The following is a 15441-nucleotide window of genomic DNA, read 5'->3' as shown; positions in this document are numbered from 1 at the left end:
CAGCAGGACGCGCCTCGGCCCTCACGCGCCCTTGCGCGCGGCGGTCTTCTTCGCAGGCTTGTCGGCCGTCTTCTTCGCGGCTTTCTTGGCCGGAGCTTTTTTCGCGGCGGCTTTCTTGGCGGTCTTCTTCGCGGGCGCGGCCTTGCCGTTGTCCTCGGCGGTACTGCGCCGCCCGCTGGCTTCCAGGCTGCGCTGCAGCGCGGCGACCAGGTCGACCACTTCGGCGTCCATGTCCGCGGGCACGGACTCGGGCTGCTCGGGTACCTTGCCGGTGCCGCTGGCGATCGCCTCGTCCAGCAGCCGCTTCAGTTCGATCTGGTACTCGTCGGTGAACTGGTCCGGATCGAAATCGTCGGACATGGTCTCGACCAGCGTCTCGGCCATCTTGATCTCTTGCGGTTTCGGTTCGGCCACGCCGTCGAGGGATTCGAATTCCACCTCGCGGACCTCGTCGGGCCACAGCAGGGTCTGCAGCACCAGCACGCCCTCGTGCACGCGCAGCGCGGCGAGCCTGGTCTTCTGGCGCAGCGTGAAATGCACCAGCGCGGTGCGGTCGATCCGTTCCAGCGTGGTGGCCAGCAGCACGTAGGCCTTGGGCGTGCTGGAGTCGGGCTCGAGGTAGTAGCTCTTCTCGTACAGGATTGGATCGATCTGCTCGGACGGCACGAACTGCAACACCGGGATCTCGTGCTTCTCGGCGGCGGGCAGTTTGGCGAAGTCCTCGTCGGTCAGGATGACCTTGTCGCCGTCGGGGGATTCGTAGGCCTTGTCGATGTCGGCGTACTGCACGGATTTACCGCAGACCGTGCAGACCCGGTCGTATTTGATCCGGCCGCCGTCCTTGGCGTGTACCTGGTGGAAGCGGATGTCGTGGTCCTCGGTGGCGGTGTACACCTTGACCGGGACGTTCACCAGCCCGAATGCGATCGAGCCTTTCCAGATCGACCTCACTGCTGCATCCCCTCGACGCGGGTACCGCGTCCGCGAACCCGGCGATCCACCGGTTCGGGACGGATGAGTGCTGGACGGTAAGGCCCACTCATTCCTCCATGATGGCGGACGGTATTCGAATACGCGAGCGAATGGGCGTCCCGAGTGTCGCGGCGGCGACGCGCCGACGGACGGGCGGTGGCAGGGTGCCGAACAGACCGAGCATGGCTCTGACGGTGCCATTCAAGTCGGTACGGCCCGACAGATAGGCGCGCTGCGCGGTCGGCGAGAGCAGGAAAAACGCATCGAAAAAAACCGGGAGGTCGGTTGTGGGTAAGCCGAGCAGCGCCCGCAACCCGGCGGCCCGCAGGCGATACACCGCGCGCGCCGAAACCGGCCATGCCGCGGCGTCGAGCGCGACGGTATCGGCCGCGTCGAGCGCGGCGGCCACGCTGTAGCCGGTGGCCGGGTGCGCGAAACCGCCCGCCGCGCCGAAGGTGTACCGGCCCGGTCTGCCGCCTTCGACCGGGAAACGGACTCGCTCGACCTGTTCGTCACCGCTGACTTCGATCCCGCGCGAACGCAATCGGTGCAGCAGCCGGTCGCGCAACTCGTGGCTGTCGAGGGCGGGCCGTCCGACCAGGCAGGTCTCCTCGAGCAGCATCGTGTCGCCGCCGAGCGGGACCGCGTAGAGAAACGAGCGCGGTGCGTCGGCCGCCGCTGCGTTGTCCGGCCGCCAGTCCATGAACATCGGCTCGATGCCCGCGCAGCGATCCCGGTCGAGCATCAGCCCGTACGCCGTCTGCTCGGCCAGTGCGGGGGACCGGCCGATACCGCGGGCATCGATCACCCGCCGACCGCGCAGCACGGTGCCGGAAGCCAGCACCGCGCTGCCGGGCCCGCATTCGACCGCGCGATCGGCGATGATCCGCGCCCCCGTCACGTCCAGCGAATCCTGTAGTCGTGCCGTGTCGAGCACTGCGTAGGGCCGATCGATCCGGTGCGCGCGGGTACCCCAGGCGAGCGGCTGCGCGACGGTCGCGGCCACCGCATCTGCCGCGAGCCAATCCGGGAGTTCGTCGGCCCACGCCGCGTAGGTGGCGTGCCAGCGTCGTTCGGGTGCGGGATCCACCACGATCACCGTCAGACCGTGGACCAGACAGCGATGCGCGAGCGCGCGCCCCGCCGGCCCGAACCCGCAGATCACGACATCGACCGTCACGCCGCCACCCGCCCCCGCGAACCGACACCAGCCCGGCGACTATCCGACCCCGCACGCGTAGCCCACCGAGAGCGCACCGGCCTCGGGCCTCGCATCGGCGGGCACCGCAATCCGGCTCGCCGCGGTGTGCTCTCACCGGGCACCGAGATACGGTCCGCTGCGCCACGGGATTCCGATGCCGTGCAGGTCGATGCTCGCTGTGCCTGCATCTTCGGCTTCGGGCCTCCTGTCGTCCCGTATGGCGGTCCGGCTCTCCTCGGTGCGCGATCGCCGGACGCCGGGGTGTGGTTCGGGTCGCGGTGTGGTGAAAACCGTTCGTCCACCGTGGTTTTCGCTGGAATCAGAGACCGCCGGTGGAGAGCAGGCCGCCGTCCACACGGACCGTTTCGCCGGTGATCCACGCGGCCTCGTCGGAGACCAGGAAGCCGATCAGGCGGGCCACGTCTTCGGGGGTGCCGAGGCGCTTCAGCGGATAGACGCTCGCCGCGCGCTCCTCGTCGGCGGAGTACAGCGCGTCGGCGAACTTCGTCTTGATCACGCCGGGCGCGACGGCGTTCACCCGGATCTTCGGGCCGAGCTGCCAGGCCAGTTCGTCGGTGAGCCGGATGAGCGCGGCCTTGGACGCGCCATAGGCGGCGATCACCCCGGACGAGCGCAGGCCCGCGACGCTGGCCACATTCACCACCGCTCCGCCGTGCGCACCCATCCACGCCTTGTACGCCAGCTGCACATAGCCGAGCGCGGCCACGACGTTCACGTCGAAGATCTTGCGGACCGCGTCGAGATCGGCCTCCATCAGCGAGCCGAACACGGGATTGATGCCGGTGTTGTTGATCAGGATGTCCACCGACCCGAACTCAGCCATAATCCGGTCGATCGAGGCTGCGCGATCCTCGGCGTGACCGGAGTTCCCGGCCAGCGCCACGACCTCGCCCTGATGGCCGAGCACGCGCAGGTCCGCCGCGGCCTCCTCCAGCGGATCCTTCTTGCGGGCGCTGATCAACACGTTCGCGCCCCGGCTGAGCAGCTCCGCCGCCACCGCCTTGCCGATGCCCCGGCTGGCCCCGGTGACCAAAGCGCTCTTGCCCACTAGATCGGCCGCGGTGCCGTTGTTTCGCTCACTCATGCCACCGCAGGTTACTCGTCGTTCAGTTACGGCCGTCACATACCGATCGCGGGGTGTGAAGGGCTGCTCCGATCACGGGTAAAATCGGTGGTTCTTGTGTGTAACGCGTCGCACAATCGAGTAGCAACCGCCCAGCACTGAACCGATCCGGAGGAGAAACCTGTGATCACCGCGACCGACCTGGAGGTCCGGGCCGGAGTCCGCACGCTGCTGTCGGCCCCTGGACCGGCATTGCGGGTGCAGTCCGGCGACCGGATCGGACTGGTCGGGCGCAACGGTGCGGGCAAGACCACCACGTTGCGCATCCTGGCCGGCGAGGGCGAGCCGTATGCCGGAAAGATCTTGCGCTCCAGCGATATCGGCTATCTGCCGCAGGATCCGCGCGAGGGCAACCTGGATGTGCTCGCGCGGGATCGCGTGCTGTCCGCGCGCGGACTGGACACGCTGATCCGCGATATGGAGAAGCAGCAGGCGCTGATGGCCGAGGTGGCCGACGAGAACGAGCGCGAGAAGGCGGTACGCAAGTACGGCAGGCTCGAGGATCGCTTCTCGGCGCTGGGCGGCTACGTCGCCGAGAGCGACGCGGCCCGCATCTGCCACAGCCTCGGCCTGCCCGACCGGGTGCTCGGCCAGGCCCTGCGCACGCTCTCGGGTGGTCAGCGCCGCCGAATCGAGTTGGCGCGCATCCTGTTCGCCGCGTCCGACGGCAGCGGCGGCCGCTCCGACACCATCCTGCTGCTGGACGAGCCGACCAACCACCTCGACGCCGACTCGATCACCTGGCTGCGCGGCTTCCTGCAGAACCACGACGGTGGTCTCATCGTGATCAGCCACGACGTGGAACTGCTCGGCGATGTGGTGAACAAGGTGTGGTTCCTCGACGCCGTGCGCGGCGAGGCCGACGTCTACAACATGGGCTGGCAGAAGTACCTGGACGCGCGCGCCACCGACGAACAGCGCCGCAGGCGCGAACGCGCCAATGCCGAGAAGAAGGCGAGCGCGCTGCGGGTGCAGGCCGCCAAACTCGGCGCCAAGGCCACGAAAGCCACTGCGGCACAGAACATGGCCAAGCGGGCCGACCGGTTGATGGCCGAACTCGACGACGTGCGCGTCGCCGACAAGGTGGCCAGGATCAAGTTCCCCGAGCCCGCGCCCTGCGGCAAGACACCGCTGATGGCGGAGAACCTGACCAAGATGTACGGCTCGCTGGAGATCTTCGCGGGTGTGGATCTCGCGATCGATCGCGGCAGCCGGGTGGTGGTGCTCGGACTCAACGGCGCGGGCAAGACCACGCTGCTGCGGCTGCTCGCCGGGGTGGAACAGCCCACCGCGGGCAGTCTGGTGCCGGGCCACGGCATGAAGGTCGGGTATTTCGCGCAGGAGCACGACACCCTCGACGACAACGCGACGGTCTGGGAGAACATCCGGCATGCCGCGCCGGACGCGGGGGAGCAGGACCTGCGCGGCCTGCTCGGCGCGTTCATGTTCACCGGTCCCCAGTTGGACCAGCCCGCGGGCACCCTGTCCGGTGGTGAGAAGACGCGGTTGGCGCTCGCCGGACTGGTGTCCTCGGCTGCCAATGTGTTGCTGCTCGACGAGCCGACCAACAACCTCGACCCGGTCTCGCGCGAACAAGTGCTGGATGCGCTGCGTACTTACGCCGGCGCGGTCGTGCTCGTCACGCACGATCCGGGGGCCGCTGAGGCGCTCTCGCCGGAGCGGGTGATCTTGCTTCCGGACGGTACGGAGGACCACTGGTCCGCGGATTATCTGGAATTGATTCAGCTCGCGTGAGTTTCATCACAAGAACCCGTTGATCACGGCCCCTCGAGTGCTTAGCCTGGAAAGACGCTGCTCGGCGACTCGGAGGAAGCCATGAGCGACAGGCCCGCACAAGTCAAAGCCACCCTGGGTAAGGGAACCCGCGTCACGGGGAAGTCCCGTGACCGCCTACAGACCCAGTTGAAGAAGCAGTACGAGGCAGGTGCGAGCATTCGCTCGCTGGCGCGAGCAACCGGTCGCTCCTACGGCTTCATCCACAACGTACTGGTGGAGTCGCATGTGCAACTCCGCAGCCGTGGCGGCGCGAACCGCCGCAAGAGTCAGTAGCACCGCATCCGGCTCGAACCGGTTTCGGCGGAACGGATTTCGCCTGAACCGGTGAGTCTCCGCGCGGCCCGCCGTCTGCACTGTCGAAGCAAAACTCGCACGACAAGGAGCTTCGACTCTACGGGCACGCGCGTCCTACGAGCTGCTGGCACGGTATCGACCGGGCGCGCAACAGAATCCGGCGACTCCCGGTGACGCGATACCGGCCCCGCTGGTGAACGGGCTGCCGAAACCCGTGCTGTCGTCGGACCGCAGGTCGCGCAGCCCTGGTAGCCCGCGCGCCGGATCGGCGGGAATCTCGCCGCCGAGATCGACGAGCCGAAGCACGAGGGTGACAAGCCGATCATCGTGTTCGCCGGCGTGCGCACTGCGCAGGAGTTCCTGCGCCTGGATGCGGTGGATGAGCTTCGGCTGCTGGTGTTTCCGGTGTCGCTCGGCGCGGGTCGGCGGCTGTTCGGCGGAGTCCTCGCGCGGCGACTGCATTCGATCGATGCCGAACCGTTCCCGAAATCCGGTGTGCTGCCGCAGGCCCGACCGCCACCCGACCGCCGCCCCGCATCGAATCGCCTCGCGATGCCGCAAGTTCTCGGCGGCGGTGACCTCCGGCGGTGCCGCCCCTCATCGCATCGTTTCGCGATGCCGCGGGCTGTGGGCGTCAGTAGCCCTCGACGGCGCCGTCCCCGTCGACGAGCAGATTGGCCAGGCTGCGGAAGATCGGCAGGCCGGTCTTTATCTCCAGGTATGCGAATTGTCCCTGGGGGTTGACCTCGAGGAAGTAGTACTCGCCGTCGAGGCCGAGCCGAATGTCCAAGACGCCGAACGACAATCCCAGCGCGCCCATCAGGGTGGCGAGTGATTTGCTGACCGAGGCGGGCAGATGCTCGGGCACGAAATCGACCGAGGTGTCCAGGCGGGAGTCGACGCGCCCGACGCCCGCCTGGGAGTCGATGCGCACCGTCCACTCGACGCCGTCCACCCAGACCACCCGCAGATCGCATTCGGCGTCGACGTAGTCCTGGAAGGTGGTCGGCGCCGCGCGGATGCCGACCAGTCTGTCGTAGTCGTCCTCGGTGATGATCCTGGTCTCCGCGAACTCGGCGCGGCTGGTCCCGGTGCGCTTGTAAACGACGGGGCCGGGCCGGGATTCGGCGAAGCTGCGGGCCTCGTCCGGATCGTTGGTGATCAGCGTCTCCGGCACCGCGAAGCCGGCCCGCAGCGCGGTCTCCAATTGGACGATCTTGCGGGCGGCGGTGCGGTCGGCCCCCGGATCGTTGACCCAGTGCGCCGGGATGGACCAGAGCAGACCCTGGATGAAACCGTCGCATTCGGCCTGCCGGAAGTCGTTGTCGGAGACGCGGACTCCGGCGGGCGGCTGGGTCGGATGCGGACGGCGCCACCAGACCGAGCGGACGTCGTCCAGGCCGATCAGGTGGGAGACCGAACGGGCGGTACCGTAGCGGTCCAGCCGGAAACTGCCCGACTCACGCGGAAAGTCGCGCAGGTCGAGCTGAATCGCGCTGAGCCCGTGGAATTCTCGCAGCGTCGCCGCCATGGCGGTAGCGTGCAGATCGTCGGATTCGGACACGATGAGGACTGAACCCGTCCGGCGTCCCGCCATGAATGCGCCGCTCAGTCGAGACTGTCGCAGTTGATACCGTCGTCACTGGTGGCGAGCGACTTGGTCTGGCAGTAGGTGAAGGTGGCGCCGTTGGTGCCGGGCAGATCCACCAGATTGAGGCGATCGGCCCAGGATTCGGTGAGCTCGCGCAGCTGCTCGTCGCCCAGCGCGGCGGACGGGGCCTGCTGCATGGTCATCGGGCGGTCGACCACGTCGATGCGCAGGCGACGGGTGAAATCCGCGGTGGCGCCGACCCGGATGTCGACCAGCACCGGCCGGGCGCCGTGCTCGGCGCGGACCCCCTCGGGCACCGCCGAATCGAGCACGCGCAGCACGTCGGACCGACGGAAGGTCCACGTTCCCTCGGCGACGCGCACGCTGATATCGCGCTCCGACTCCGCGACCAACAGCCCGTGCAGCGGAGGCACACGATCACTCTTCGGCGCGGTTCCGTGGAGGCGGAGTGCGTCGGTCATAGCCATTTCTCCGATCTGCTCGCGATTTGCCACGACCCCCGAGCGTGAGCCCGATCATAACGTGCGAAGGGCCGGTACCGGTCCGGATCGACAGATTTAACCCCCGGTGGCAAACCGGATTACGATCCCGGATGCGCTAGCGCCGAAAGTTTTTCGGCAGGGCACCAATAGTTCCGGCGCAATCGACGAGCTATTTCCGAATGGCAATGTGTCTATCGCATAGCCCCGGATTGGCGGCTGTGCATTCGCACGTGCGATTTCACAGACCGAGCAGGTCGGGACGCTCGGCGAGGTCCCGGAAACGTTCGGCAGGTCCGGACACCAGCTTGCGTTCGCGTAAATCGAGCAGTCCGCCGACCACCCGCGCCTCGGCCGCGACGGTGCCGTCGAGTTTGCGGATCTCGTGCCGGAAGGTGAAGGTCTTGCCGCCGGAGTATTCGATATCGGTGTCGACGGTGACTTCGTCGCCACCGCGCAGCTCCCGCAGGTACTTGATGGTGGATTCCAGCACGACCGGGCCCACGCCGGTCGCGATCAGCTTGTCCTGCGGCAAGCCCGCGGCGCGCAACATCTCCCACCGCGCGTGCTCTGTGTACTGCAGGTAGACCGCTTGGTTCAGGTGGCCTTGCGTATCGAGCTCGTAGCCGCGCACAACGATCGGGACGGTGAAGGTCATGTCTGGAGCAGCGCCGTACCGGATGGTCTTGTTCCCGAACCGGACCGATGCCTTCGTCACACCGGCGGTCGGTGGTCCGCTCGGCGGTGGCCGGGTCGTCGCGCGGTCCGGGTTCACTCAGCGAATCGGGTAGTCCGGTACTCGCCCTTCGGCTCCGTAGCGGGCATACCGTGGGGTTATGCGCCGGACGACGCGGCGCGTGCGCAAGGAGATCACTGATGATCGACATCATCACCCTGCGCGGCACCGGTGAGCCGCGCAATCCGGACGGAACGCCGGCGGGCATGCTGCACGCCGTCACCGCGCTGTTGGACACGGCGCGTTTCTCGGCCTTCGAGCCGGACTGGCCCGCTTCGGTCGGTCCGTCACCGGATCTATGGGGCCCGTCGCTGGACACCTCGGTGCGGCTCGGCACCGCGGCGGGCGTCAAGGCGATCCAGGATTCGCCGAATGTGTGTGGCCTGCTGAGTTATTCGCTCGGCGGGATCTGTGCCGCCCGCATCCTGGAAGGGGTGCGCTCGGGCAAGTACAAGAACACCGACGGTTCGCCGCTGGAGATCGCGTTCGCGGTGAACATCTCCAACCCGGTGCGCAAGGCGGGCGAATCGGTGGGGAATCTGTGCCCGCCGAACACCTTCGGCCTGCACGGTCAACGCGGCCTCTGGCCGGCGGGCGTGGCGATCCGCGAGTACGCCAATCCCGGTGACATCATCACCGCCGCGCCCGCGGATTCGCCGTTGCGCATCATCGACGTCGGCATCTCGCCGTTCTCGTTCCTGGAGGGCGCGCGGATCGGCAACTTCGGACCGTTGATCTTCGCGGAACTGCTGGCCTGGTTGCTGAACGATCCGGTGACGAACCTGAATCGCTACGTCACGGCGGTGAACGGCGTGATCGGTTATCTGACGCCGTGGCCGGAGGGGCAGCACGTGCTGTACTCGAGCCACGAGATGCCCGGCACCGATGTGCTGTGGACGACGCACGCCGCCGAGTACATCAACGACAACTTCTAGGCCCTGTCTCGAAGTCCCATCCGGACCTCGAGACCGGGCCTAGTCCCGGCGGCGCACCGAGGCTTCGACGAGATCCAGTACGGCGGTGAGGTTTTCGTTGGTGTGGCCGGAGGCGATGCGCGCGATCAGGCCGTCGAGCACGAGGTCGAGGTAGCCGAGCAGCACGTCGGTGGGGACGTCGTCGCGCAGCGCGCCCGCCGCCTTGCGGCGTTCCAGGCGAGCGAGGGTGGCGGCGGTGAGCTCGGCCGAGCGCTGGGTCCAGCCCGCGCGGAACTCCGGGTCGGTGCGCAGCCGCCGGGCGATCTCCAGCCGGGTGCCGAGCCAGTTGAATTGCTCCGGGTGGGTGAGCATGTCGCGCATCACCTGGACGATGCCCTGGTTGGCCGCGACGTCGGCCATCCGTTCGGCGTCCTCCTGCGCGAGCGCGAGGAACAGCGCGTCCTTGTCCCGGAAGTGATGGAAGATGGCGCCCCGGGACAGTCCGATCTCCTCCTCGAGGCGGCGCACCGTGGCGCCCTCGTACCCGTATTCGGCAAAGCAGCGCCGCGCCCCGTCGAGAATCTGACTCCGCCGGGCGGCGAGATGGTCTTCACTGACTTTGGGCATATCGGGCGTGCTCCTCCAGGAGATGTGAGAAGTCCGCGCACCGCGAAAACGCGGTGCGCGGATCCTCGACGTACGGCAGATGCGAGATCAGCCGCGAATCATGTTGCGCAGCACGTACTGCAGGATGCCGCCGTTGCGGTAGTAGTCGGCCTCACCGGGGGTGTCGATCCGGACCACCGCGTCGAAGCTCACCTTCTCGCCGTTCTCCTTGGTGGCGGTCACCTTCAAGGTCTTCGGAGTCACACCCTCGTTCAGCTTGGTGATGCCCTCGATATCGAAGGTCTCGGTGCCGTCCAGCTTCAGCGACGCGGCGGACTCGCCGGCCGGGAACTGCAGCGGGATGACGCCCATGCCGATCAGGTTGGAGCGGTGGATGCGCTCGAAGGACTCGGTGATCACGGCCTTCACGCCGAGCAGCGAGGTGCCCTTGGCGGCCCAGTCACGCGAGGAACCCGAGCCGTACTCCTTGCCGCCCAGCACGACCAGCGGGATGCCCGCGGCCTGGTAGTTCTGCGAGGCGTCGTAGATGAACGCCTGCGGGCCGCCGTCCTGGGTGAAGTCGCGGGTGTAACCACCCGAGACGTCGTCGAGCAGCTGGTTGCGCAGCCGGATGTTGGCGAAGGTGCCGCGGATCATCACCTCGTGGTTACCGCGCCGCGAGCCCAGCGAGTTGTAGTCCTTGCGCTGCACGCCGTGCGAGTCGAGGTACTGCGCCGCCGGGGTGCCCGGCTTGATCGGGCCGGCCGGGGAGATGTGGTCGGTGGTGACCGAGTCGCCGAGCAGCGCGAGCACGCGGGCGCCCTTGATGTCCTCGACCGGGCTCGGCTCCATCTGCATGCCGTCGAAGTACGGCGCCTTGCGGACGTAGGTCGAGCTCTCATCCCAGGCGAAGGTGTCGCCCTCGGGGGTGCTCAGGCCCTTCCAGCGCTCGTCGCCCTCGAAGACGGTGGCGTATGACTTGGTGAACATGTCCCGGCTGATCGCCGACTTGATGGTGTCGTCGATCTCCTGCGGGGACGGCCAGATGTCCTTCAGGAACACGTCGTTGCCGTCGGTGTCCTTGCCGAGCGGGTCGGTCTCGAAGTCGAAGTCCATCGTTCCCGCGAGCGCGTAGGCGATGACCAGCGGCGGCGAGGCCAGGTAGTTCATCTTCACGTCGGGGGAGATGCGACCCTCGAAGTTACGGTTGCCCGAGAGCACCGCGGTGACCGAGAGGTCGTTGTCGTTGATCGCCTTGGAGATCTCGTCCGGCAGCGGGCCGGTGTTGCCGATGCAGGTGGTGCAGCCGTAACCGCCCACGAAGAAGCCGAGCTTCTCCAGGTACGGCCACAGGCCCGCCTTCTCGTAGTAGTCGGAGACGACCTGCGAGCCCGGCGCCATGTTGGTCTTGACCCACGGCTTGGACGCGAGGCCCTTCTCGACCGCGTTGCGGGCCAGCAGGGCCGCGCCGATCATGACCGACGGGTTGGAGGTGTTGGTGCAGGAGGTGATACCCGCGACCACGACCGCGCCGTGATCGAGCACGAAATCGCCGCGCTCGGGGTCGGACACCTTGATCGGCTTGGACGGGCGGCCGATGTTGCCGTTGGCGGCGGAGGGGATCAGCACCGCGTCGTCGTCGGCGAAGGACAGCACGGCCGGGTCCGACGCCGGGAACGACTCCTCGATGGCCTCGTCCAGGTGGGTGTGCGGGGTGGTCGCGGCGGGGCCGGACTCCGCGTCGTTGGTGTAGTTGTGGATGTCCTTGCGGAACGCGGTCTTGGAGTCCGACAGCAGGATTCGGTCCTGCGGACGCTTCGGGCCGGCGATCGAGGGCACCACGGTGCTCAGGTCCAGCTCCAGGTACTCCGAGTAGCCGGGCTCGTTGTCCGCGTCGTGCCACAGGCCCTGCTCCTTGGCGTACGCCTCGACGAGCGCGAGCTGCTCGTCGGTGCGGCCGGTGAGGCGCAGGTAGTTGATGGTCTCCTCGTCGATCGGGAAGATCGCTGCGGTGGAACCGAATTCGGGGCTCATGTTGCCGAGGGTGGCGCGGTTCGCGAGCGGCACCTCCGCGACGCCCTTGCCGTAGAACTCGACGAACTTGCCGACGACGCCGTGCTTGCGCAGCATGTCGGTGACGGTGAGCACCACGTCGGTGGCGGTGACGCCGGGCTGGATCTCACCGGTCAGCTTGAAGCCGACGACGCGCGGGATCAGCATGGAGACCGGCTGGCCCAGCATGGCCGCCTCGGCCTCGATACCGCCCACGCCCCAGCCCAGTACGCCGAGGCCGTTGACCATGGTGGTGTGCGAGTCGGTGCCGACACAGGTGTCGGGGTAGGCCTGGCCGTTGCGGACCATGACCGTGGGCGCCAGGTATTCGATGTTCACCTGGTGCACGATGCCGACGCCCGGCGGGACGACCTTGAAGTCGTCGAAGGCGCCCTGGCCCCAGCGCAGGAACTGGTAGCGCTCGCCGTTGCGCTGGTATTCCAGGTCGACGTTGCGCTCGAGCGCGTCGGCGCGGCCGAAGACGTCGAGGATGACCGAGTGGTCGATGACCATGTCGGCGGGCGAGAGCGGGTTGACCTTGCTCGGATCGCCGCCGAGGGCGGTGACGGCCTCACGCATGGTGGCGAGGTCGACGATGCAGGGCACACCGGTGAAGTCCTGCATGATCACGCGGGCGGGCGTGAACTGGATCTCGGTGTCGGGCTGGGCGTTGGGATCCCAATTCGCAATGGCGCGAATGTGATCGGCGGTGATGTTGGCGCCGTCCTCGGTACGGAGCAGGTTCTCCGCGAGGACCTTGAGTGCGTAGGGGAGTTTCTCGGTGCCCGGCACGGCCGAGAGACGGAAGATCTCGTAGGAGTTGCTTCCGACCTCGAGGGTGCCCTTGGCGCCGAAAGTATCGATACTTGTCGTCACGTCAGCTCCACTCATCTGTGAGGGTTGGCCGCCGACGGGGCTGTGTCGGCGGCTGGCCTTTCGAGCGACCTGCAAGCAGTCGCTCCGGTGTCATTGCAGGTATTCCAGCGCCGCAGCGCCGGGTTCCTCTGCGCTATGACCTTAACAGTACGCTTGTCCTGTGAACCGCACGGGTCCGGTTCGTGTGGGCCTGCCTACGCAGAGGTGTGCCCACCCGCCTGCGAACCATGCCAGGGTGCGCCGACCGCGAGTGCGCGCGGGCGGTTGGGCAAGCGCGGGGCGCGTCGCGTGGCGTCTGCGGGTGCTGCGACACTCGGTCGCGTACTGTGCTTTCGGAGCCAGCCCGGGGGTGTTGCGCTCGACCCGCAGTGTTGGATGCATGTCGCCTCGGATGCCGATGCGGCTCGACAGACCGGATGGAAGATGACCGTCTCGCACACCTCGGTTTTTTCGCCCATGGCCGCCGAACTGCCGCCCAACGTCACCGAGGACACCGTCACCACCATCAACGCCGACCTGGCCGACAACCACGTCGCCACCGTGGACGGCAAGGATCAGTCGGGGTTGGCGGCCGTCGCCGCCGAGGCGAGAGCGAACGGCATCCCGCTCAGCATCGTGGTGGTGCCGGGCAACCCCGGCCGCGATTCGAGCCTGCGCGACCTGGCCACCGAACTCGGCAAGACCCAGCACGGCACCGTCGTGGTGCTGAGCGACGACTTCGCCGGCACCTACAGCGATTCGATCAGCCGGGTCCGGTTGGAGTGGGCCGAGGACAAGGCCAAGTTCAAGGGCAGTGCCCATTCCACCGAGGCCGCCCAGGCGTTCGTCGATCAGCTGCAGCGGCCGGAACCGATCTCCTGGACCGCGATTTCCAGTGTGTTGCTGGCCGGTACCGCGGTGGTCATCGTCGGCCTCTACTTCGTGAAGTCTCGTCGGCGTGCCGAGCCCGAAACGCCGGTGGTCGCCGCAGGCGTGGACGGCGAGAAGACCCCTTCCGCATAGGCTTCGGCCCGCCCCTGCATGGCTGGTTTCTATCCAGCTACTTTTCCTGACGACCGGTACGTTTTTCCGGTCGGAAACCTTGCGCCCATCCGGCTAATAACCGGCAACGGACAAATTACGCGCTTGTCATTCTGTTGCTGAAGTTCCTTTGGGGACAGAAGTGTCGTACGGTTCGAGTGCTTGCTTGCGGGAAAAGAGTGTTGTCAGGGGTGTCTGCCGACCACTGGGCTTGATGGTTCCGGTGATGCCCATGGGGTGTTTGCCGGAGTCGGGTCCTTTGGGAGGTGCGATGCGCAACAACGGCGAAGTCGCCTATCGGCGGCCGCTGGGGATCGCTCTGGGGTTGCTGGTGTCGGTCGCCGTGGTGCTGGCCGGACCCGCCGTCGCCGTGCCGCCCGCACCGCCCAATCCGAGCGACGGCCAAATCGCCGACGCCGGAGCGCAAGTCGACGCGAGCGTTACCGAGGTCGGCGCGCTGATCAATCAGGTCGCCACGGTCGACCAGCAGTTACAGCAGCTCGACGGCGAGGTCGCGCGCAAACGCGAAGAGGTCAACAAGGCACTGGTCGACCTGCAGGACGCGCGCGACGCCGCGGACGCGGCCGCCGCCGTCGTGGTCGACACGCAACGCCAATTGGCCGATGCCGGAACGCAGGTCGGGCAGGCCCGGCGCAATTTCGACCAGTTCGCCTCCCAGGCCTACACCCGCCCGGCCGCGGACTCGATGGTCGTCTACCTGGCCGCGTCCACCCCGGCCACCGCGCTCGACCAAGCCCAGTTGTTATCGCTGGTGTCGAAGAACCAGCAGCAGGTGCTGGACCGACTACGCCGCGCCCAGATCGATCAGGGCAACAAGAACTCCAGTGCGCGCCAGGCGAAATCGGCGGCCGACGCCGCGGCCGCGATCGCCGAGCAGAAGAAGATCGACGCCGAGCACGCCGTCGCCGCCGCCAAGAACGAGCTCGATCAACAGACGGTCCGGCGCGACGACCTGCTCCGGCAACGCCAGGATGCGCAGGGCCGCTTGGATTTCGCGCGACAGAACGTGGCCGGACTACAGGGCCAGCGGGACGCGTATCTGGCCTGGGATCAGCAACGCAAGGCCGAGGAGGCCGCCGTGCGCGCCGCGGCCGCCGCGGCGGCGGCCCGGGCCGCCGCCGACAAGGACGCACAGGCTCGCGCCGGTCAGCTCAACACCGAGCAGCGCCCGCATACGCAGTTGGGCGACGCGCCAGCGCCGAAACGGTCGACGCCGCGCCCGTCGTACCCGTCGGTCACCGGCTCGGCCGCGGTGGAGACGGTCGTCGACCGCGCCATGTCGCAATTGGGGGTCATCTATTCCTGGGGCGGCGGGGACGCGAACGGCCCGACGCTCGGCATCCGCGACGGCGGTGTCGCGGACAGCTTCGGCGATTACAACAAAGTCGGCTTCGATTGTTCCGGCCTGATGATCTATGCCTTTGCGGGGATCGGGGTTTCGCTGCCGCACTACAGCGGGTATCAGTACAACGCCGGCACCCGGGTGCCGGTGGCCGAGCGCGCTCGCGGCGACATGCTGTTCTGGGGACCGAACGGCAGCGAGCACGTCGCGCTGTACCTGGGTGACGGGCAGATGGTCGAGGCGCCGCAATCGGGCGAGGTGGTCCGGGTTTCGCCGGTGCGTGAGGGCGGCATCATGCCGTACGCGGTGCGGATCGTCAGCTGAACTGGTTCGATGACTGCGCATACGCGGCAGCGACGGATTCGCCGCAGCGGA

At 67.6% G+C, this 15441-nt stretch carries 15 protein-coding genes; 7 read left to right on the top strand and 8 right to left on the bottom strand.

Annotation, left to right across the window (positions count from 1 at the left end; genetic code table 11):
* Positions 1-21: 21 nt before the first annotated feature.
* The 3 genes from ku to NBRGI_RS30225 form a co-directional block, all read right to left on the bottom strand.
* Positions 22-951, bottom strand: a complete 930-nt coding sequence (gene ku, locus NBRGI_RS30235) for a non-homologous end joining protein Ku (RefSeq protein WP_029900599.1) — start codon at positions 949-951, stop codon at positions 22-24.
* 88 nt (positions 952-1039) lie between these two features.
* Positions 1040-2152: a lycopene cyclase family protein gene (locus NBRGI_RS30230; protein WP_029900598.1), complete on the bottom strand. Its 1113-nt coding sequence runs from the start codon at positions 2150-2152 to the stop codon at positions 1040-1042.
* A 340-nt stretch (positions 2153-2492) separates the two neighbouring features.
* A complete protein-coding gene (locus tag NBRGI_RS30225) occupies positions 2493-3278 on the bottom strand; it encodes an SDR family oxidoreductase (RefSeq protein ID WP_029900597.1) in 786 nt (261 codons plus the stop codon).
* A 162-nt stretch (positions 3279-3440) separates the two neighbouring features.
* Here NBRGI_RS30225 and NBRGI_RS30220 point away from each other — a divergent pair, with 162 nt between their 5' ends.
* The 3 genes from NBRGI_RS30220 to NBRGI_RS49990 all read left to right on the top strand — a co-directional run bounded on the left by NBRGI_RS30220 (position 3441) and on the right by NBRGI_RS49990 (position 6152).
* Positions 3441-5072 (top strand): ABC-F family ATP-binding cassette domain-containing protein, encoded by a 1632-nt coding sequence (locus NBRGI_RS30220; protein WP_029900596.1) that lies wholly within the window; start codon positions 3441-3443, stop codon positions 5070-5072.
* Between the two features lie 81 nt (positions 5073-5153).
* Positions 5154-5387 (top strand): helix-turn-helix domain-containing protein, encoded by a 234-nt coding sequence (locus NBRGI_RS46775; protein WP_014986328.1) that lies wholly within the window; start codon positions 5154-5156, stop codon positions 5385-5387.
* 348 nt (positions 5388-5735) lie between these two features.
* Positions 5736-6152, top strand: a complete 417-nt coding sequence (locus NBRGI_RS49990; protein ID WP_158439941.1) for a dihydrofolate reductase family protein — start codon at positions 5736-5738, stop codon at positions 6150-6152.
* Here NBRGI_RS49990 and NBRGI_RS30210 read toward each other — a convergent pair.
* The 3 genes from NBRGI_RS30210 to NBRGI_RS30200 all read right to left on the bottom strand — a co-directional run bounded on the left by NBRGI_RS30210 (position 6043) and on the right by NBRGI_RS30200 (position 8157).
* A complete protein-coding gene (locus NBRGI_RS30210; RefSeq protein WP_235211152.1) occupies positions 6043-6972 on the bottom strand; it encodes a hypothetical protein in 930 nt (309 codons plus the stop codon). The two genes, NBRGI_RS49990 and NBRGI_RS30210, sit on opposite strands and share 110 nt — an antisense overlap.
* 44 nt (positions 6973-7016) lie before the next feature.
* Positions 7017-7433: a hypothetical protein gene (locus NBRGI_RS30205; RefSeq protein WP_235211151.1), complete on the bottom strand. Its 417-nt coding sequence runs from the start codon at positions 7431-7433 to the stop codon at positions 7017-7019.
* Positions 7434-7740: 307 nt separating this feature from the next.
* Positions 7741-8157, bottom strand: a complete 417-nt coding sequence (locus tag NBRGI_RS30200) for an acyl-CoA thioesterase (RefSeq protein WP_029900592.1) — start codon at positions 8155-8157, stop codon at positions 7741-7743.
* On the opposite strand from NBRGI_RS30200, the gene NBRGI_RS49720 reads away from it, so the two are divergent.
* Positions 8156-8290: a hypothetical protein gene (locus tag NBRGI_RS49720; protein ID WP_268808443.1), complete on the top strand. Its 135-nt coding sequence runs from the start codon at positions 8156-8158 to the stop codon at positions 8288-8290. The two genes, NBRGI_RS30200 and NBRGI_RS49720, sit on opposite strands and share 2 nt — an antisense overlap.
* Before the next feature lie 85 nt (positions 8291-8375).
* Positions 8376-9170, top strand: coding sequence for a hypothetical protein (locus NBRGI_RS30190; RefSeq protein WP_029900591.1), 795 nt, complete (start codon positions 8376-8378; stop codon positions 9168-9170).
* Positions 9171-9209: 39 nt separating this feature from the next.
* Here the strand turns inward: NBRGI_RS30190 and NBRGI_RS30185 are convergent, their stop codons facing one another.
* Together NBRGI_RS30185 and NBRGI_RS30180 are read right to left on the bottom strand one after the other, a co-directional pair.
* Entirely contained in the window at positions 9210-9776 is a 567-nt protein-coding gene (locus NBRGI_RS30185; RefSeq protein WP_014986321.1) for a TetR/AcrR family transcriptional regulator, read from the bottom strand.
* A gap of 87 nt (positions 9777-9863) precedes the next feature.
* Entirely contained in the window at positions 9864-12698 is a 2835-nt protein-coding gene (locus tag NBRGI_RS30180; RefSeq protein ID WP_148310996.1) for an aconitate hydratase, read from the bottom strand.
* Between the two features lie 408 nt (positions 12699-13106).
* On the opposite strand from NBRGI_RS30180, the gene NBRGI_RS30175 reads away from it, so the two are divergent.
* Both NBRGI_RS30175 and NBRGI_RS30170 read left to right on the top strand, forming a co-directional pair.
* Positions 13107-13685, top strand: a complete 579-nt coding sequence (locus tag NBRGI_RS30175) for an Rv1476 family membrane protein (protein ID WP_029900589.1) — start codon at positions 13107-13109, stop codon at positions 13683-13685.
* A 289-nt stretch (positions 13686-13974) separates the two neighbouring features.
* On the top strand, positions 13975-15390 hold the full coding sequence (locus NBRGI_RS30170; RefSeq protein ID WP_029900588.1) for an NlpC/P60 family protein: 1416 nt from the start codon (positions 13975-13977) through the stop codon (positions 15388-15390).
* The last annotated feature ends 51 nt before the right edge of the window (positions 15391-15441 follow it).

The sequence above is a fragment of the Nocardia brasiliensis IFM 10847 genome (assembly GCF_000710915.1).
Classification (GTDB): domain Bacteria; phylum Actinomycetota; class Actinomycetes; order Mycobacteriales; family Mycobacteriaceae; genus Nocardia; species Nocardia brasiliensis_A.
This window is presented reverse-complemented; position numbering and strand designations above follow the sequence as displayed.

Coding starts and splice junctions, on each gene's coding strand:
- NBRGI_RS30180 (WP_148310996.1), bottom strand. CDS start 12,698: ATGAGTGGAGCTGACGTGACGACAAGTATCGATACTTTCGGCGCCAAG.
- NBRGI_RS30225 (WP_029900597.1), bottom strand. CDS start 3,278: ATGAGTGAGCGAAACAACGGCACCGCGGCCGATCTAGTGGGCAAGAGC.
- NBRGI_RS30185 (WP_014986321.1), bottom strand. CDS start 9,776: ATGCCCAAAGTCAGTGAAGACCATCTCGCCGCCCGGCGGAGTCAGATT.
- NBRGI_RS30200 (WP_029900592.1), bottom strand. CDS start 8,157: ATGACCTTCACCGTCCCGATCGTTGTGCGCGGCTACGAGCTCGATACG.
- NBRGI_RS49720 (WP_268808443.1), top strand. CDS start 8,156: ATGTCTGGAGCAGCGCCGTACCGGATGGTCTTGTTCCCGAACCGGACC.
- NBRGI_RS46775 (WP_014986328.1), top strand. CDS start 5,154: ATGAGCGACAGGCCCGCACAAGTCAAAGCCACCCTGGGTAAGGGAACC.
- NBRGI_RS30170 (WP_029900588.1), top strand. CDS start 13,975: ATGCGCAACAACGGCGAAGTCGCCTATCGGCGGCCGCTGGGGATCGCT.
- NBRGI_RS30175 (WP_029900589.1), top strand. CDS start 13,107: ATGACCGTCTCGCACACCTCGGTTTTTTCGCCCATGGCCGCCGAACTG.
- NBRGI_RS30190 (WP_029900591.1), top strand. CDS start 8,376: ATGATCGACATCATCACCCTGCGCGGCACCGGTGAGCCGCGCAATCCG.